Origin of the sequence: Arthrobacter sp. RCC_34 (assembly GCF_041360795.1) — a bacterium.
Lineage (GTDB): Bacteria > Actinomycetota > Actinomycetes > Actinomycetales > Micrococcaceae > Arthrobacter_E.
This window is the reverse complement of the sequence record NZ_JBFUPW010000001.1, coordinates 982,311-999,669: the sequence shown is the minus strand read 5'-3', so window position 1 is coordinate 999,669 and position 17,359 is coordinate 982,311. Positions and strand designations below refer to the sequence as shown.

General features: G+C 69.4%; 17 protein-coding genes. 6 read left to right on the top strand and 11 right to left on the bottom strand.

The window, feature by feature from the left end; all coding sequences use genetic code 11:
• The first annotated feature begins 11 nt into the window (after nucleotides 1-11).
• The 3 genes from cysK to AB6732_RS04645 all read left to right on the top strand — a co-directional run bounded on the left by cysK (nucleotide 12) and on the right by AB6732_RS04645 (nucleotide 2,330).
• Nucleotides 12-947, top strand: a complete 936-nt coding sequence (gene cysK, locus AB6732_RS04655) for a cysteine synthase A (RefSeq protein WP_307497246.1) — start codon at nucleotides 12-14, stop codon at nucleotides 945-947.
• Between the two features lie 189 nt (nucleotides 948-1,136).
• Nucleotides 1,137-1,712 (top strand): serine O-acetyltransferase EpsC, encoded by a 576-nt coding sequence (gene epsC / locus AB6732_RS04650; protein ID WP_370958703.1) that lies wholly within the window; start codon nucleotides 1,137-1,139, stop codon nucleotides 1,710-1,712.
• Between the two features lie 93 nt (nucleotides 1,713-1,805).
• On the top strand, nucleotides 1,806-2,330 hold the full coding sequence (locus AB6732_RS04645) for a hypothetical protein (protein ID WP_370958701.1): 525 nt from the start codon (nucleotides 1,806-1,808) through the stop codon (nucleotides 2,328-2,330).
• Between the two features lie 152 nt (nucleotides 2,331-2,482).
• On the opposite strand, the gene gndA is transcribed toward AB6732_RS04645, so the two are convergent.
• Nucleotides 2,483-3,919 carry an NADP-dependent phosphogluconate dehydrogenase gene (gene gndA, locus AB6732_RS04640; RefSeq protein ID WP_370958699.1) on the bottom strand — a complete coding sequence of 479 codons (1,437 nt, stop codon included), beginning with the start codon at nucleotides 3,917-3,919 and terminating at the stop codon, nucleotides 2,483-2,485.
• 191 nt (nucleotides 3,920-4,110) lie between these two features.
• Here gndA and AB6732_RS04635 point away from each other — a divergent pair, with 191 nt between their 5' ends.
• Nucleotides 4,111-4,860, top strand: coding sequence for a FadR/GntR family transcriptional regulator (locus AB6732_RS04635; protein WP_370958697.1), 750 nt, complete (start codon nucleotides 4,111-4,113; stop codon nucleotides 4,858-4,860).
• Nucleotides 4,861-4,953: 93 nt separating this feature from the next.
• Here the strand turns inward: AB6732_RS04635 and AB6732_RS04630 are convergent, their stop codons facing one another.
• From AB6732_RS04630 to AB6732_RS04620, 3 genes are all read right to left on the bottom strand, one after another.
• The gene (locus AB6732_RS04630; protein WP_370958695.1) at nucleotides 4,954-5,214 is read right to left on the bottom strand and encodes a GlsB/YeaQ/YmgE family stress response membrane protein; all 261 of its coding nucleotides are present in this window, start codon (nucleotides 5,212-5,214) and stop codon (nucleotides 4,954-4,956) included.
• Between the two features lie 114 nt (nucleotides 5,215-5,328).
• Nucleotides 5,329-5,940, bottom strand: coding sequence for an FMN-binding negative transcriptional regulator (locus AB6732_RS04625; RefSeq protein ID WP_370958693.1), 612 nt, complete (start codon nucleotides 5,938-5,940; stop codon nucleotides 5,329-5,331).
• Nucleotides 5,940-6,875 carry a DMT family transporter gene (locus AB6732_RS04620; RefSeq protein ID WP_370958691.1) on the bottom strand — a complete coding sequence of 312 codons (936 nt, stop codon included), beginning with the start codon at nucleotides 6,873-6,875 and terminating at the stop codon, nucleotides 5,940-5,942. Before AB6732_RS04620 ends, AB6732_RS04625 begins: the two co-directional genes overlap by 1 nt.
• On the opposite strand from AB6732_RS04620, the gene AB6732_RS04615 reads away from it, so the two are divergent.
• Both AB6732_RS04615 and AB6732_RS04610 read left to right on the top strand, forming a co-directional pair.
• Entirely contained in the window at nucleotides 6,874-8,280 is a 1,407-nt protein-coding gene (locus AB6732_RS04615; RefSeq protein ID WP_370958689.1) for a PLP-dependent aminotransferase family protein, read from the top strand. The genes AB6732_RS04620 and AB6732_RS04615 overlap by 2 nt on opposite strands.
• A 78-nt stretch (nucleotides 8,281-8,358) precedes the next feature.
• Nucleotides 8,359-9,033 (top strand): trans-aconitate 2-methyltransferase, encoded by a 675-nt coding sequence (locus AB6732_RS04610; RefSeq protein WP_370958687.1) that lies wholly within the window; start codon nucleotides 8,359-8,361, stop codon nucleotides 9,031-9,033.
• 51 nt (nucleotides 9,034-9,084) lie between these two features.
• Here AB6732_RS04610 and AB6732_RS04605 read toward each other — a convergent pair whose 3' ends face one another.
• The 7 genes from AB6732_RS04605 to glyA are packed head-to-tail and all read right to left on the bottom strand — an operon-like array spanning nucleotide 9,085 to nucleotide 17,276.
• A complete protein-coding gene (locus tag AB6732_RS04605; protein ID WP_370958685.1) occupies nucleotides 9,085-9,936 on the bottom strand; it encodes an HAD family hydrolase in 852 nt (283 codons plus the stop codon).
• Nucleotides 9,937-9,974: 38 nt separating this feature from the next.
• Nucleotides 9,975-10,829, bottom strand: coding sequence for a formyltetrahydrofolate deformylase (gene purU / locus AB6732_RS04600; RefSeq protein ID WP_307497259.1), 855 nt, complete (start codon nucleotides 10,827-10,829; stop codon nucleotides 9,975-9,977).
• A 1-nt stretch (nucleotide 10,830) separates the two neighbouring features.
• Nucleotides 10,831-11,490 (bottom strand): sarcosine oxidase subunit gamma, encoded by a 660-nt coding sequence (locus tag AB6732_RS04595; protein WP_370958682.1) that lies wholly within the window; start codon nucleotides 11,488-11,490, stop codon nucleotides 10,831-10,833.
• Nucleotides 11,483-14,455: a sarcosine oxidase subunit alpha family protein gene (locus AB6732_RS04590; protein ID WP_370958680.1), complete on the bottom strand. Its 2,973-nt coding sequence runs from the start codon at nucleotides 14,453-14,455 to the stop codon at nucleotides 11,483-11,485. The genes AB6732_RS04595 and AB6732_RS04590 overlap by 8 nt, the downstream gene beginning before the upstream one ends.
• Complete coding sequence (locus AB6732_RS04585) at nucleotides 14,452-14,745, bottom strand: sarcosine oxidase subunit delta (RefSeq protein WP_066210618.1); 294 nt, start codon at nucleotides 14,743-14,745, stop codon at nucleotides 14,452-14,454. The genes AB6732_RS04590 and AB6732_RS04585 overlap by 4 nt, the downstream gene beginning before the upstream one ends.
• A gap of 21 nt (nucleotides 14,746-14,766) precedes the next feature.
• Complete coding sequence (locus AB6732_RS04580) at nucleotides 14,767-15,984, bottom strand: sarcosine oxidase subunit beta family protein (protein WP_370958677.1); 1,218 nt, start codon at nucleotides 15,982-15,984, stop codon at nucleotides 14,767-14,769.
• Nucleotides 15,984-17,276 carry a serine hydroxymethyltransferase gene (gene glyA, locus AB6732_RS04575; protein ID WP_307497264.1) on the bottom strand — a complete coding sequence of 431 codons (1,293 nt, stop codon included), beginning with the start codon at nucleotides 17,274-17,276 and terminating at the stop codon, nucleotides 15,984-15,986. The genes AB6732_RS04580 and glyA overlap by 1 nt, the downstream gene beginning before the upstream one ends.
• Nucleotides 17,277-17,359: the final 83 nt, after the last annotated feature.

The following is a 17,359-nucleotide window of genomic DNA, read 5'->3' as shown; positions in this document are numbered from 1 at the left end:
AGCAGTACACCATGGCACGTATCTACGATGACGTCACTCAGCTCATCGGCCGGACCCCCCTGGTCCGGCTGAACCGTCTGACCGAGGGCCTGGATGCCACGGTCGCCGTGAAGCTCGAGTTCTACAACCCGGCCAACAGCGTCAAGGACCGCATCGGCGTGGCCATCATCGACGCGGCCGAGAAGGCCGGCGCGCTGAAGCCGGGTGGCACCATCGTGGAAGGCACCTCGGGCAACACGGGCATCGCCCTGGCCCTCGTCGGAGCGGCTCGTGGCTACAAGGTCATCCTGACCATGCCGGAGACCATGTCCACCGAGCGCCGTGTCATGCTGCGCGCCTACGGCGCCGAGATCGTCCTGACCCCGGGTTCCGAGGGCATGCGCGGCGCCGTGGAGAAGGCCCAGGAGATCGTCGCCAACACCGAGAACGCCATCTGGGCCCAGCAGTTCGCCAACCCGGCCAACCCGGCCATCCACCGCACCACCACGGCCGAGGAGATCTGGGCCGACACCGACGGTGAAGTGGACATCTTCGTGGGCGGCGTGGGCACCGGTGGCACCGTGACCGGCGTCGGCCAGGTCCTCAAGGAGCGCAAGCCCTCGGTCCAGGTCGTGGCCGTCGAGCCCAAGGACTCCCCCATCCTCAACGGCGGCGCCCCGGGTCCGCACAAGATCCAGGGCCTCGGCGCGAACTTCGTCCCGGAGGTGCTGGACACCAGCATCTACGACGAAGTGCTGGACGCCAGCCTCGAGGACGCAGTCGCCACCGCGCGTGCGCTCGGCGTCAAGGAAGGCATCCTCGGCGGCATCTCCTCGGGTGCGGCCGTCTGGGGCGCCCTCGAACTGGCCAAGCGTCCCGAGAACAAGGGCAAGCTGATCGTGGCGGTCGTGCCCGACTTCGGCGAACGCTACATCTCCACCGTGCTGTACGACGACATCCGCGGCTGATCCTCCCGGCTGCGCCTGCCCGGCGTCGCCCCTCCCGTCCATGCGGTCCCTGCGTGCTCCAGAGCACGGACCGCGGACGGAGGGCGACGTCGGGCAGTCGGCTGCCCAGGGAATTCTTTCCCGGGCCCGCTGGTTATCCGTTCAGCATCCACCACGTACGCGCCCGTGTACGGCGACCAGAAGGACAGCGTGAGCTTCTTCACCCGCCTGAAAGAGGACCTCGAGAGCGCCCGCTCCCATGACCCCGCCGCCCGCGGGTCCGCGGAGAACTTCTTCGTCTATTCGGGGCTGCATGCCATCTGGGTCCACCGCGTGACGCACCGCATGTGGCAGAAGCCGGCGCTTCGCTTCCCCGCCCGGGTGCTGTCCCAGCTGACCCGTTTCCTCACGGGCATCGAGATCCACCCCGGCGCCACCGTGGGACGGCGCTTCTTCATCGACCACGGCATGGGGGTGGTCATAGGGGAGACCGCCGAGATCGGCGACGACGTCATGATCTACCACGGCGTGACTCTGGGCGGTCGGTCCCTGGCCAAGGTCAAGCGGCACCCGACCATCGGCAACAGGGTCACCATCGGCGCCGGCGCCAAGGTCCTGGGCCCCATCATCATCGGTGACGATTCCGCGATCGGCGCTAACGCCGTCGTCGTGAAGGACGCGCCGGCCAACTCGATCGTCACCGGCATCCCCGCCACCTGGCGTCCCCGCGTGGCTGAGGTCGAGACGAAGCCGGCCGTGGACCCCGCAGAGTACTACTACATCTGACGGGTTCTCTCCGCCCTCGGGCCGAGAACCCTGGCGCGCAAGTCCGTCCCGGGTCCGAGGCGGCCGGGGGCGCTCCGCTCCTAGCGTGGAAGCATGACAACCTCCACGAACCCCACCGTGTCCGGCCGCGCTCGGACACTGACGGTCCTCGGCCTGGCCGGCGCCGCGCTGTTGCCGCTGAGCGCCTGCGGCATCACGCCCCTGGCCGACAACTACGACAAGCGGGAGAGCCACGACTGGCCCCACGGAGCCGAGGCCACGAAGGACGGCGTGGCCCCCGCCTGGATCCCTGCCGGTGCGACCGACGTCCGCGAGGTCATCCGGACCACCGGCGCGGAGCGGATCCTGAAGTACTCCGGCGACGTGTCGGGCCTCCCCGCTCAGTGCAAGGCGCTTCCCTCCGGCGCCCGGCCGGGCCCCCAGGTGGAGGCCGGGGACTCTCGGAAGGCCGACGACTTCATCTCGGAGGCCACGCTCTCCGCCGACTGGTGGCCCGCGGGTCAGGAGCGCACAGCGAGCCATTACTGCGGACAGTGGTGGGTGTCCGCGGCCAACGGGACCGTCTACGCCTTCGCGCCGGAGATGAGGACGATCGCACGGCACCTCGGCAAGGACTGACCGCACCTCGGGTTGCGTGCTCAGTTGTTGCGGGTGTTCGCCGTGAACACCCGCAACAACTGAGCACGCAACGCGATTGGCCACTCAGGGCGATGAAGCACGACGGCGGCCCCCACCGGAAGGTGGGGGCCGCCGTCGTCGTGCGGGGTGAGTCAGTGCGTGTCGACCGCGCTGACCTCGGTGCGGTCACCGCTCCACTGGGTGTGGAACGTGCCCTCTTCATCCACGCGCCCGTAGGTGTGGGCGCCGAAGAGGTCACGCTGGCCCTGGATCAGAGCGGCGGGCAGGCGCTTGCGGCGCAGACCGTCGTAGTAGGCCAGCGAGGAGGAGAACACCGGCACCGGGATGCCCAGCTGGACGGCGGTGGCCACCACGCGGCGCCAGGCCGGGACGGCCTCGCCGACGGACTTCGCGAACGCCGGGGCGAACAGGAGGTTCTCCGGCTTGGCGTCGCCTTCGTAGGCGGCCATGATGTCCTTGAGCAGCTCGGCGCGGATGATGCAGCCGGCGCGCCACAGGGAGGCGATCTCGTCCAGCTTGAGGTCCCAGCCGTACTCCTTGGCGGCGCTGGTCAGCATGTCCAGGCCCTGCGCGTAGCTCACGAGCTTGGAGGCGTAGAGGGCCTGGCGGACGTCCTCCACGAAGTTCTCGGGAAGCGCCACCTCGATCTCGTGGCCTTCCAGGGTCTCCTGAGCGATCGAGCGCTGACCACGCTGCGAGGAGATGCCACGGGCGAACACGGACTCGGCGATGCCGGAGACCGGCGAACCCAGATCCAGGGCGGACTGGACCGTCCAGCGGCCGGTGCCCTTCTGCCCGGCGGAATCGACCACGACGTCCACGAACGGCTTGCCCGTCTTGGCGTCCACGTGGCCGAGCACCTCCGCGGAGATCTCGATCAGGAAGGAGGACAGCTCGCCCTTGTTCCACTCTTCGAAGATCTTGGCCTGCTCGGCGGGCTCGATGCCGGCGGCGCTGCGCAGCAGGTCGTAGGCCTCACCGATGACCTGCATGTCGGCGTATTCGATGCCGTTGTGGACCATCTTGACGAAGTGGCCGGCGCCGTCGGTGCCGATCCAGGCGCAGCAGGGCTCGCCGTCGACGTGAGCGGAGATCTTCTCGAGCAGCGGGCCCAGAGCCTCGTAGGACTCCTTGGAGCCGCCGGGCATGATGGACGGGCCGTTGAGCGCGCCCTCCTCGCCGCCGGAGACACCGACGCCCACGAAGTGCAGGCCCTTCTCCGCCAGCGCGGCCTCGCGGCGGCGGGTGTCCGTGTAGTGGGAGTTGCCGGCGTCGATCACGATGTCGCCCTCATCCAGCAGCGGGACGAGCTGATCCACGACAGCGTCGACGGGAGCACCCGCCTTCACCATGATGAGCACGCGGCGCGGCTTCTCGAGCGAGTCGACGAGTTCCTGGAGGCTCTCGGTGCGGACGAAGTCGCCTTCGTCGCCGTGAGCGGCGAGCAGGGCGTCCGTCTTCTCCACGGAGCGGTTGTGCAGAGCGACCGTGAAGCCGTTGCGGGCGAGGTTCCGGGCCAGGTTGGCCCCCATGACGGCGAGACCGGTGACACCGATTTGTGCAGGCATCTACACTCCAAGTCAATGCTAGTAATCTGATTTTAACAAGACGTTTTCAACCCTACGTCCTGGACACCGGCGACGGAAGAGCCAGCTGTAAGGTGAAGCACATTTCACGCGGTCGGGGCGGAAACCGCCGGAAGAACCTACGCTGGTGTTACTTCACATTTGACCACTTCACCCTGAGGATTTCGACATCGATGACGAGCCGTCAGCCCAGCCTTCACCACCAGGCACTGGATATCCTCGGACGCAGGATCGTCACGGGAGACCTTCCCGCAGGTCACGTCATGCTGGCGGAGAAGCTTGAAGCCGAGCTGAAAGTGTCACGATCCGTGGTCCGCGAGGCCGTCCGAGTCCTCCAGTCCCTCGGCATGGTGGAGAGCATCAAGCGGGTGGGTATCCGGGTCCTTCCCGCCCACGCGTGGAATCCCTTCGACGCGAGCGTGATCCGCTGGAAGATGGACAGCGACGCACGGGGCGCCCAATTGCGGTCGCTCGCGGAACTGCGCTCCGCGGTGGAGCCCGTGGCGAGTGAGCTGGCAGCTCAGAACGCGCCCTTCGCCCTGCGGCGCGAGCTGCTGCAGGTGGCCGAGGAGATGGCGAAGGTGGGGCGTCAGGGGAAGCTCGAACGCTTCCTCGACCTCGACACGCGCTTCCACGCCCTGGTGCTCAGCGGCTCCGGGAACGAGATGTTCGCGACCCTGATCGGGCAGGTCGCCGAGACCCTGGCCGGACGCACCACGCACGGACTGATGCCGAGCCAGCCGAAGGAGGAGGCGCTCCAATGGCACCTCGACGTGGCCCGGGCCATCCTGGACGGCAAGGCGGCGGCAGCCCGCCGCGCCTCGGCGAAGCTGATCAACGAGACCATCGAGGACCTCTCGCCCCAGTGGGCGGGTCAGCCGCGCGTCTTCGTCCCCCTCAAGCCGCTCAGCACGCAGGGTTAGCGGCTCCCGAAACCGCTCCACCACGAACCTTTGACGGAACGACGGCGGGGCCGGCCCCGAAGGACCGGCCCCGCCGTCGTCGTCAGCACACCGTCAGGCGCGCCGCTTCGTAATCAGGCCCCAGATGAAGAGCACCACCAGCGAGCCGACGATCGCCAGCAGCCAGGTGGACAGGGACCAGAATTCATTCAGGCCGACGTGGAAGAGGGCGGATCCGATCCAGCCGCCTACCAGGGCGCCCACCACTCCGAGGAGCAGGGTCGCCAGCCAGCCGCCGCCCTGCTGGCCCGGCATGAGGGCCTTCGCAATCGCGCCGGCGATGAGTCCGAGGACGATCCAACCAAGAAATCCCATGATGAACCTTTCTGTAGAAAGCCTTCTCAGAGCCCGGTTGAGGCTTCTTTCAGCCTACCGTCAGACAACCGGACCCGGCGGACCTGACTTTTCGAGGGCGTGCCGGAAAAGGCCTCACGCCTCCTCGCGAAGGTGAACCCGGCGCATCTCCTCGGCCAGCGCGGGGTTTCTCTTCCCCACCTCCCCCACGATGTTCTCCACCGTCTCCGTCCCCTTGTTCTGGCTGAGCTTCGCCCGAGCCTCGAAGCGGTCGACCCTCATCCGGAGGCCGACCGTCCCCTTCGCGATGCGGCGCGTCCCCTCCTCGTCCTCGCTCAGACTCCGCCCGTGCGGCAGATGGCGTTCGAAGTGATCCGTGAGGCGCCCCAGCATCGCGTAGTTCTCCTCATCGCTCAGGATCTCCGGCGTCCCGTAGAGATGCGCGGTCACGTGATTCCAGGTGGGCACGAGGTCGCCGGGCGCGTACCAGCTCGGGGAGACGTAGTCGTGCGGGCCCTGGATGATGACGAGGATCTCGTGGTCGCCGAGTTCGTGGAGTTTCTCGTCCGGCCGTCCGAAGTGGCTGACGATCACGATCCCTTCCTCGTCCTCGTCCAGGATGGCCGGGTAGTGGGAGGCCGTGAGTCCCTGCGACGACGGCGAGACGAAGGTCGCCCACGGGTTGTTGCGGATGAGCCGCTCGACTTCGGCGGGGTCGGTCATGAGGTAGCGGGGTGTGTGACGCATCAGAGTCCTTTCGCGGGGGTCACGGGGGTGAGGCGGGTGCGGACCGCAAGTGCGGCGCACAGGATGACGGCGACGCCGCCCAGGAGTGTCGGGACGCCCGGCTGCTCGCCCAGCAGCAACGCCGCCCACAGGATGCTCATGACGGGCTGAGTGAGCTGGATCTGACTCACCTGGGCCATCGGGCCGATGGCGAGTCCGCGGTACCACGCGAAGAAGCCCAGGAACATGCTCACGACGGCCAGGTAGGCGAACGCCCACCACTGCGCCGGGCCGGCCAGGAGGATCCGCCCGTCGAGTGAGACGACCGTCAGCACGGTCATGAGGGGCGCGGCGAGGACGAGGGCCCAGGAGACGGTCTGCCAGGAGCCGAGTTCGCGGGCGAGCAGTCCGCCCTCCGCGTAGCCGGCGGCCGCCGCGAGCACCGCGGCGAAGAGCAGCGCATCAGCCCAGTGCAGCGTCGCGATCCCGTCGCCCTGCACCGACGCGAAGGCCACGGCACACGCGGCACCGAGCGCGGAGAACACCCAGAAGGAACGAGCGGGCCGTTCTTTGGCGCGGAGGACGGCCAGGACCGCCGTCGCTGCGGGCAGCAGACCGATCACCACGGCGGCATGGCTCGCGGGCACGGTGGTCAGCGCGTAGGAGGTGAGAACCGGGAAGCCGACGACGACGCCGGCGGCCACGACCGCGAGCCGCAGCCACTGCGCCCCGCGGGGCAGCCGTTGCCGGGTGAGCGCGAGGGCGCAGGCGGCGAGTACCGCCGCGACGACCGCGCGGGCCGAGCCGATGAACAGGGCCGGGAGACCTGCCGCCGCGATCCGCGTGAACGGGAGGGTGAAGGAGAAAGCCGTGACGCCCAGCAGACCCCACCAGAGGCCCGGATGCCGGGATAGCACTGTCGTTCTCTTGAGAGTAACGCTACTATGTACTTCCATGAATCATGATAGCACCGAGCGGATCGTCCAGGGCCTGCGCGCGTGGATCGCCACCGCCGCACCTGGCGCCAAGGTGCCGTCCAACCGGGCCCTGACGGCCGAATACGGCGCCAGCCCGGTCACCGTGCAGAAGGCGATGCGGACCCTCGCGTCCCTGGGACTCATCGAAAGCCGCCCGGGCGTCGGGACGTTCGTCCGGGGCGTCCGGCCCACTCGGCCCGCCGATTTCGGCTGGCAGACGGCGGCCCTCGGGGCTCCGCCGTCGCGGGGCGGCGCGCTGTCCTCGACCCAGCGCACCGTGGCGCCCGACGCGATCGGGCTGCATTCCGGCTATCCCGCCCGTGAGCTGCTCCCCGAACGGCTCGTCCGTTCGGCCCTCGCCCGCGCAGCGCGCACCGAGGCCGCCATCGGGCGCTCCCCCGCCGCAGGGCTGCCCGAGCTGCAGGCCTGGTTCGCCGGAGAGCTGGCGGCGTCCGCGCCCGTGGACGTCACGCCGCCGAGCGCCCGGGACGTCCTGGTGCTCTCGGGGAGTCAGAGCGGCTTGAGCTCGATCTTCCGCGCCCTCGTGGGACCGGGGCAGCCCCTCGTCATCGAATCGCCCAGCTACTGGGGGTCGATCCTCGCCGCCGCGCAGGCCGGAGTGACTCTGGTGCCCGTGCCGAGCGGTCAGCACGGCCCCGATCCCGCCGACGTCGAGCGAGCCTTCGAAGAGACCGGGGCACGCGCTTTCTACGCTCAGCCGAGTTACGCCAATCCGAGCGGCGCCCAGTGGAGCCACGAGCGTGGGCTCGCGATCCTCGACGTGGTGCGCCGCCACCGCGCTTTCCTGATCGAGGACGACTGGGCTCATGACCTGGGTATCGACACGGAGCCGCATCCGATCGCGGCCCAGGACGACCAGGGGCACGTGATCTACCTGCGCTCCCTCACCAAGAGCGTCTCCCCGTCCCTGCGCGTCGCGGCGCTGATCGCCCGCGGTCCCGCGCGGGACCGCATCCTGGCGGACCGGGCCGCCGAGTCGATGTACGTGAGCGGACTGCTCCAGGCTGCCGCGCTCGACGTCGTGACGCAGCCGTCCTGGCGGACGCATCTCAAGGGTCTCCGGCGTCAGCTGAAGGACCGGCGCGATCTGCTGCTCGACGCCCTGCGCGCGCACGCTCCCCAGGCCCAGGTGGAGTTCACTCCCCCGGGTGGCCTGAATCTGTGGGCACGGCTGCCCGACGGCACGGACGCGGAGCTGCTGGCGCGCCACTGCGAGAGCCGCGGCGTCATCCTCGCACCGGGCACGGAGTGGTTCCCGGCCGAGCCGTCCGGGTCCTACGTCAGGCTCAATTACTCCGGTTCCAATCCCGAGCGCTTCCCCGAGGCCGCCCGGATCCTGGGAGAGGTCCTGGCCGAGAGCTGAACCCCTCCCCGGTTTGCCCGTTCGGCAAACGGGCTTGCCACTCGCCGCCCTGCTGGCGATGCTGAGAGGAGACTCCGGATGAAAGGCCCCCACGTGACGCACACCTTCGACAAGCAGTACTGGGACGGGCATTGGCGCGACGCGGCGGACCGGCCCACCCCGGCGAACCCGTATCTCCAGGAGCACCTGTCGGCTCTGACGCCGGGCACGGCCCTCGACGCCGGCTGCGGGACGGGAACTGAGGCGGTCTGGCTCGCCGAGCACGGCTGGCGAGTGACGGGGGCCGACCTCTCCCCGCACGCGCTGCGGGAGGCGTCCGAACGGGCCACTCAGGCCGGAGTCGCGGAGCGGGTGAGCTGGGTGGAAGCGGACCTGACCACGTGGGAACCGGCCGAGCGCTTCGACCTGGTCGTCACCAACTACGCGCATCCGGCGACTCCACAGCTGGACTTCTACCGCAGGATCGCGGACTGGGTGACGGTGGGCGGGACTCTGCTCATCGTGGGGCACCTGCACGGTCACCTGTCCGAGGTACGGCACCCCGCGCCGGACGACGCGGAGGGACCGGATCACGACCACGAAGGCGGTCACGCCCCGGAGAAGAGCACGGTCACCCTCGCGGACACGGTCGCCGTCCTGGATCCGGAGCGCTGGAGGATCGACGCGGCCGAAGAACGGCATCGCACGGTCCTGATGCCCGAGCGCGAACTGTCCCTGCACGATCTGGTGGTACGGGCGACCCGGCTCGCCTGAGGCGAGCCGGCTCGGCCGGCCGGAGGAACCCAGCCTTGAACTCAGCCGGCCTCAGCGTGCCAGCACGGCCTCCAGAACGCGCGCCACGCCGTCGTCCGCGCAGGCAGGCGCCCGGAATCGCGCGGCGGCGAGCGCTTCCGGATGCCCGTCCGCCATGGCGTAGCCCTCGCCGGACCAGGAGAGCATCTCGAGGTCGTTGGGCATGTCGCCGAAGGCGATGACCTCGGACGCGCCGATGCCCAGCGTGGCGGCGTGCTTCTCCAGCGTGCGCGCCTTGGTGACGCCCGGGACGGCCAGCTCCAGGAGCGCCAGGCGGTTGACGTCCGAGTAGGTGACATGCGCCAGGCCTCGCACTGCCGGGGCGACGAGCGCGTGGAACTCCTCGGCACTGAGCACCGGCGAGATGGCGAGCAGCTTCACGACCGCGGCGTCCGGCGCGAGCGTCTCGGACAGCGGCCCGACCACCTGGTCCTCCACGGGGAGGCCGGGATGGAACCGGAGGAACTCGGGCTCCCGGTGCGGACCGGTCACCAGTTCACTCGAGAACCCCGCCTCGGGATGCAGGGCCCTGATGAGCTCCTGCAACCGGAGGGCCTGCTCCAGCCGGAACGCCTCAGCACTCACGACCTCCCGCCGGGCCATGTCCCAGACGACCGCGCCGTTCGAGCAGATGACCGTCCCGGCGTGGTCGAGCTGTTCCTCCAGAGGTCCGAGCCAGCGGATCGGACGGCCGGTCACGAACACGACCTCCACACCGGCCTCACGCGCACGGCGGAAGGCCGCCCGGGTCCGGGCGGAGACGACTCCACCCGGACCCATGATGGTGCCGTCCACATCGCTCGCGATCAGGCGCGGCCGCGACGGCCGGGCTGTGGATCCTGTGCGGATCGCCGGTGTGCCCATGACCCCAGTCTCCGCCACGGCCGTCCCGAGGAGCAGGGTCACCGCAGGACCACAGTCCGGTTCCCGTTGAGCACGACCCGCCCTTCACAGTGCCAGCGCACCGCGTTGGACAGGGCCTTGCACTCGGCGTCGCGGCCCACGGCCACCAGGTCCTCGGGCGAGTGGGTGTGGTCCACATCGATCACCTGCTGGGCGATGATCGGTCCCTCATCCAGTTCGGCGTTGACGTAGTGCGCCGTGGCGCCTACCGTCTTCACGCCGCGCTCCCAGGCCTGGTGATACGGCTTCGCACCCTTGAACGACGGCAGGAAGGAGTGGTGGATGTTGATGACACGGCCGGCCATGCGGGTGGCCAGCGCATCCGAGAGGACCTGCATGTAGCGGGCCAGGACCACCAGCTCCGCGCCGTACCGGTCCACCACGGAGAGCAGCTCCGCCTCGGCCTCCGGCTTGTTCTCCTTGGTCACCGGGATGTGGTGGTACGGGATGCCATGCCACTCCACGAGCCCGCGATGATCCTCGTGATTGGACACCACGGCCACGATCTCCACCGGCAGCTCCCCGATCCGGGCCCGGAACAGCAGGTCGTTGAGGCAGTGCCCGAACTTGGAGACCATCAGCAGCACCTTGGTCTTCTCCCCGGCGGGCCGCAGGGACCAGGTCATGCCGAACGGCTCGGCCACGGCGGCGAAGTCCTCCGCCAGCGCCTCCGCCGTCTCCCCGGCACGCGCCTCGAAATGCAGGCGCATGTAGAAGTGCCCACCACGGCGGTCGCCGTACTCCTTGATGTCCTCGATGTCGCAGCCCCGCTCCGCGAGGAAGCCGGACACCGCGGCGACGATCCCCGTGGACCAGCCGCAGTCGAGCGTCAGGACGAATTCCGGTCCGGTCATCTCAGTACACCTCCGGCGCGGAGAACTCGCGCATCGCATCCACGAGCCAGCGGCCCACATGATCGGCGAACGACGCCCGGGGCAGCACCCTGAACGTCTCCGCGCCCGTCTTCCACACCAGCACCGGAACGTGGTCCAGCACCGTGACAATCGCCTGACCTGCGGGGAAGGACCGCGGGTGCAGATCGAAGGAGACGCCCTTCTCCAGGACCAGGCGGGCGCTCGGACCACTCAGTTCGAAGGTCGTGCGGTTCGCCGAAAGGTCGACGACGGCGCCCGGCAGCCGGGAGCCCGGCTCGCCGAGGGTCGCGGCGAGCCGTCCCGCCTCCGCCGGACCGCGGTCCAGGCCGGCAGTGCTCTCGTCACCGACCGCGAGGAACTCGTCGGGGCCGATCCACAGGACGGTGTAGCCGCCGCCCGCCGTCGTGCTCCCATGACCGGACGGGAGCGGGAAGCCCAGCGCCGCCTCCACGGCCGCGGCCGCAGCGGATCCCGGCACGGCACGGAGGCCCAGCTGGGTCAGGAACGGGATCTCCCGGAGGGTCACGCCCCGTTCGCCGGCCACGCCTGCGGCTGCGAAGGCCTCCGCGAGCTGCGCGGCCGGGCTGCGCCGCAGGCTCGCGGCATCGGCCAGGGTTGCCTCGGAAATCATCTCAGCCATCACGGCGCTTCCCTTCAGGGTCGTAAAGGACGGTGTCACCGACCAGGACTTCCACGATCCGGTCCCCGGCGACGGCGGTGAGCTTCTCGCCGATGCGGTTCCGGCCGTTCTTGATCAGGGCCAGCGCGAAGGAACGTCCCAGCGCGGCCGAGTGGTAGCTGGACGTCACGTGTCCCAGCATCGGGACCGGGCCGTACGCCGGGTTGAGCGAGATGCCCTGTTCGACCACCTGCGTACCCTCCGGCAGCCGGAACGAGTGGTCCACCGGGAGCAGCGAGACCATGTGCTTGCGGTCCGTGCGTGCAGTGTCGAGCCGCGCGTAGGAACGCTTGCCCACGAAGTCCTTCGCCTTCGAGACGATCCACTCCATGCCGGCGTCCTGCGGGGTCACCGTGCCGTCCGTGTCCTGGCCGACGATCGGGTAGCCCTTCTCGGCGCGGAGCACGTGCATGGTCTCCGTGCCGTACGGGGTGATCCCGAACTCGGCTCCGGCCTCGGCCACGTCTTCCCAGACCTGCAGGCCGTACCAGGTGGCCACGTTGATTTCGAAAGCCAGCTCGCCGGAGAAGGAGATACGGCAGACGCGGGCGGGGATCCCCGAGGCCAGAGTGGTCTCGCGCCACGCCATGAAGGGGAAGGCGTCGTTGTCCACGTCGAGCGCGGGGGCGACCTTCGCGATGACGTCGCGGGACTTCGGGCCGACGACGGCCACCGTGGTGACCTGTTCCGTGACGGACGTGAAGTTCACGTCCAGGCCGGGCCACTCCGTCTGGTGCCACTCCTCCAGCCAGTCGAGGACCTTCGCGGCCCCGCCGGTGGTGGTGGTCATGAAGAAGCGGTCCTCGTCGAGGCGGAGGGTCACGCCGTCGTCGAACATCATGCCGTCCGGTCCGCACATGACGCCGTAGCGGCCCATGCCCGGCGCGAGCTTCTTGAACGCGTTGGTGTAGATGCGGTTCAGGAACTCGCCGGCGTCGGCGCCCCAGATCTCGATCTTGCCGAGCGTGGTGGCGTCCATGAAACCGACCGATTCGCGGACGGCCCGGCACTCGCGGAGCACGGCCTCGTCCATCGACTCCCCCGGCTGTGGGAAGTACCAGGGGCGCAGCCACTGGCCGACGAACTCGAACTCGGCGCCGTGGGCCACATGCCAGGGGTGGATCGAGGTGATCCGTTCCGGATCGAACAGATCGCCGCGCTTCCGTCCGGCCATGGCCGCGAAAGCCACGGGGGCGTAGGGGGCCCGGAAGGTGGTGGTGCCGATGGAACCGAGGTTCTCCGGCACCCCGCCCTGGGCGTCCTTCAGGGCCGCGGCGATGACGCCGATTGCGTTGACGCCGGAAGTCTTGCCCTGGTCGTTGGCGGTGGAGATCGAGGTGTAGCGCTTGATGTGCTCCACGGACCGCATGCCGGCTCCGGTCGCACGCAGGACGTCGGCCACGCTCTGGTCCCGCTGCTGGTCCACGAAGTGGGTCTTCCACTCCCCCGGCCCACCTTCGGCGCCGGGCACCAGCCAGAGCTGGCGCGTCGGCGCGTCGGCCGACGGCGCGTGGCTGGACAGGGCGGACGCATGGGCTCCGGCCTCGGTCACGAAGCCTGCGTTGAACGCGGCCACGGCGCCGGCGTGGGCGCCTTCGGAGGCGCAGTCCGCCAGACGGTACGACCCGCGGGCCGCACCCACGATCTGCTGCGCCTTGACCGTGCTCGCCGGCACGAAACCGGCCAGTTCCTCGTCCCAGCGCAGCTTGCCCTGCCGCTGGCTGAAGAGATGGACCACCGGGCTCCAGCCGCCGGAGACGGCCAGGAGATCGGCCTCGATCCGCTCGGGCTCGCCGCTGAGCGAGCCGTCGGCATCAAGCGAGCGGACGACGACGGCGCTCACCCGGCCGGTCGGCCCGTCCGCCTCGGTGCCGCAGACGGCGGCCCCGCTGATCACCCGCACACCGGCCGCCTCGGCTGTCAAGGCGGCGTCGCTCCTCTCCGCGCGGGCGTCGACGACGGCCGCCACGGGAACCCCGGCGGACGCCAGGTCACGGACCGTCTCGTACGCGGAGTCGTTCGTGGTGAAGACCACGGCCCGACTGCCGGGCGCCACACCGTACCGGTTGAGGTACGTGCGCACCGCGGAGGCGAGCATGATGCCGGGACGGTCGTTGTCCGCGAAGACGAGCGGCCGCTCGTGGGCGCCGGTCGCGAGCACGACCTGGCCGGCCCGGATGTGCCAGAGCCGCTGCCGGGACACGCCCTGGGCGTCCAGCTCGCGGGCCCGCTCGGTGCCGAGGTGATCGGTCCGGGACTCCAGGGCGATCACGTAGTTGGAGTCGTAGGAGCCGAAGGCGTTGGTGCGGGTCAGCACCGTGACCTCCTCGGCGGCGGCGAGTTCCGCGGCGGCCGCGGCGATCCACTCGGGTGCGGGCACGCCGTCGACGGTCTCGCCGGGAGCCGAGAGCAGCGAACCGCCCAGCTCGGGCTGGTCGTCGATCAGGATGACGCGGGCGCCGGTGGCGGCGGCCTGGCGTGCCGCGGACAGGCCCGCCGGGCCCGCGCCGATGACCAGCACATCCGTGTGGACGTGCTTCTTGTCGTAGTAGGCCTCATCCTTGCGGGGGTCCAGCTTGCCGAGGCCGGACAGGTATTCGGCGTCCAGACCGTCCGTCAGCTCGACGATCGTGGCGGGGAGCATGGACTCGTCCACGCCGCCGGCGCCCCGGTCCTTGACCTTGAGCAGGGCGTTCGGCTCTTCGACCCCGGCGGCCAGGATGCCGCGGGGACGGCCCAGGTACAGGGACGGCGCCGCTTCGACCACCCCGTGGGCGATCAGCGCGGAGGCGACCGTGTCACCGGCGTGACCGGTGTACTCGGCGCCGTCCACTGTGAAGCGGAGCGCGTCCTCACGGGAGATGCGGGCGTGCGGTGCCCGGTCCGCGGGGAGGCGGAACGGCTGGGCGGACTCTGCGGTGCTCACTGGGAGTCTCCTTTCGCGCCGGCGGTGAGGGGTTTCTCCCCTGTGTAGATGGTCTTGAACTCGTACGTCACGGTGTCGCGGAGGGCGTTGAACCACTTGCGGCAGCCGGCGCTGTGGACCCAGCGCTCGGCGAACAGGCCCTTGGGGTTCTCGCGGTAGAACAGGTACCGCGACCATTCGGCGTCGCTCAGGGCGCTGGGGTCCTCGGGATACGGGACGTGCGCCTGTCCCCCGTAATGGAACTCGGTCTCGTCGCGCGGCCCGCAGTTCGGGCAGGTGATGAGCAGCATGGCTCGGCTCCTTTCGTGGGGTCAGTGAGCGACGGCGGCCGCGCCGTGCTCGTCGATGAGGGCGCCGGTCTCGAAGCGCTCCAGGGCGAACGGGGCGTTCAGCGCATGGGGCTCGTCCGTGGCGATCGTGTGGGCCATGGTCCAGCCGGCTCCCGGGGTCCCCTTGAAGCCTCCGGTCCCCCAGCCGCAGTTCACGTACAGGTTCTCCACGGGCGACTTGCCGACGATCGGCGAGGCGTCCAGGGTGACGTCCACGATGCCGCCCCAGGTGCGGAGCAGATGAGCGCGGGCGAACACCGGGAACAGTTCGACGGCGGCGGCCATCTGCTCCTCGATGACGTGGAAGCCGCCGCGCTGGCCGTAGCCGTTGTAGGAGTCGATGCCGGCGCCCATCACGAGCTCGCCCTTGTGGGCCTGGGAGACGTACACGTGGACGTGATTCGACATCACAACCGTCGGGTGGACTATCTCGTGCAGCTCGGAGACGAGGGCCTGGAGGGGGTGGGACTGGATCGGCAGATCGAAGCCGGCCATCTTCGCCAGCACCGAGGAGTGCCCGGCGGCGCACAGGGCCACCTTCCCGGCGTGGATGGTCCCCCGGTTGGTCTGGACGCCCACCACGCGGTTGCCGTCCTTCAGGAACCCGGTGACTTCGCAGTTCTGGATGATGTCCACGCCCAGCTCGTCGGCCTTGCGGGCGAAGGCCCAGGCGACGTGGTCGTGCTTGGCGATGCCGGCGCGCGGCTGGTAGGTGGCGCCGAGGACCGGGTAGCGGATGTCCTGGCCGATGTTCAGGATGGGGCAGAGTTCCTTGACCTGCTCCGGTTCCAGCCATTCGGCGTCGACCCCGTTGAGCTTGTTGGCGCCCACGCGCCGCACGGACTCCCGCACGTCCTGGAGCGTGTGCGCCAGGTTCATGACGCCGCGCTGACTGAACAGGAAGTCGTATTCGAGTTCCTCTGGCAGGGCCTCCCAGAGGCGCAGGGAGTGCTCGTAAATGGCCGCCGACTCATCCCAGAGGTAGTTGGAGCGGATGATCGTGGTGTTGCGGGCCATGTTGCCGCCGGCGAGCCAGCCGCGTTCCAGGATGGCGATGTTCGTCATGCCGTGGTGCTTGGCGAGGTAGTAGGCGGTGGCCAGACCGTGCCCGCCACCGCCGACGATGATCGCGTCGTAGGAGGGCTTGGGGTCCGGGTTCCGCCAGAGGAAATCCGGGTGTTCGGGCAGCAGATCCGCCATCAGAGCGCTCCGTTCTCGGCGTTCAGGTTCGGGTAGAGGGGGTGCTTGTCCGCCAGGACGCGGACGCGGGCGCTGAGTTCCTCGGCGAGCTCGTCGCTGAAGTCCGGCTTCAGGGCGGCGGCGATGATGTCCGCCACCTCGGTGAACTCGGCGGCGCCGAAGCCGCGGGCGGAGAGCGCCGGCGTGCCGATGCGCAGACCGGAGGAGACCATCGGCGGACGCGGATCGAACGGCACCGCGTTGCGGTTGACGGTGATGCCGATCCGGTGCAGGCGGTCCTCGCCCTGCTGGCCGTCCAGCTCCGAGTTCCGCAGATCCACGAGCACGAGGTGAACATCGGTTCCGCCATTGACCACGGAGACGCCGGCTTGAGCGACGTCGTCGGCCAGCAGGCGGCGGGCGATGATCTGCGCCCCTTCCAGCGTGCGCTGCTGACGGTCACGGAAGGCGGGTTCGGCAGCGAGCTTGAAGGCGACCGCCTTCGCGGCGACCACATGCTCGAGCGGGCCGCCCTGCTGGCCGGGGAAGACGGCGGAGTTGATCTTCTTGGCCAGCGACTCCTTGCTGAGGATGACGCCGCCGCGCGGGCCGCCAAGGGTCTTGTGCGTCGTGGTGGTCACGACGTCGGCGTACGGCACCGGATTCGGGTGCAGGCCGGCGGCCACCAGACCGGCGAAGTGGGCCATGTCCACCATGAGGTAAGCGCCCACGAGGTCCGCGATGCGGCGGAACTCGGCGAAGTCCAGCTGACGGGAGTAGGCGGACCACCCGGCGACGATGAGCTTGGGGCGGTGCTCCAGGGCCAGGCGCTCCACCTCGGCCATGTCGATCAGCAGGGTGTCCCGGTTCACCTCGTACGGCACCACCTGGTACAGCTTGCCGGAGAAATTGATCTTCATGCCGTGCGTGAGGTGGCCACCGTGAGCCAGGGAGAGGCCGAGGATGGTGTCTCCCGGATCCAGGAGAGCGAACATCGCGGCGGCGTTGGCCTGGGCCCCGGAGTGGGGCTGGACGTTGGCGGCCTCCGCGCCGAAGAGGGCTTTGACGCGGTCGATCGCCAGCTGCTCGATGACGTCGACGTGCTCGCAGCCCCCGTAATAACGCTTTCCGGGGTACCCCTCGGCGTATTTGTTGGTGAGGACCGATCCCTGAGCCTCCATGACCGCGAGCGGCGCGAAGTTCTCGGAGGCGATCATCTCCAGGGTCCCCTGCTGGCGCAGGAGTTCCCGGTCGATGGCCGCCTTGACGTCGGGATCGGTGTCGGCGAGCGAACGCGTCAGAACCTCGGTCATCTGGTCTCCTCACAAGGCTGGTCTCTGATGGCTAGTATCTAATTGATATATCAGAGTTCTAAGACGAGTATCGCGTTGGTCTG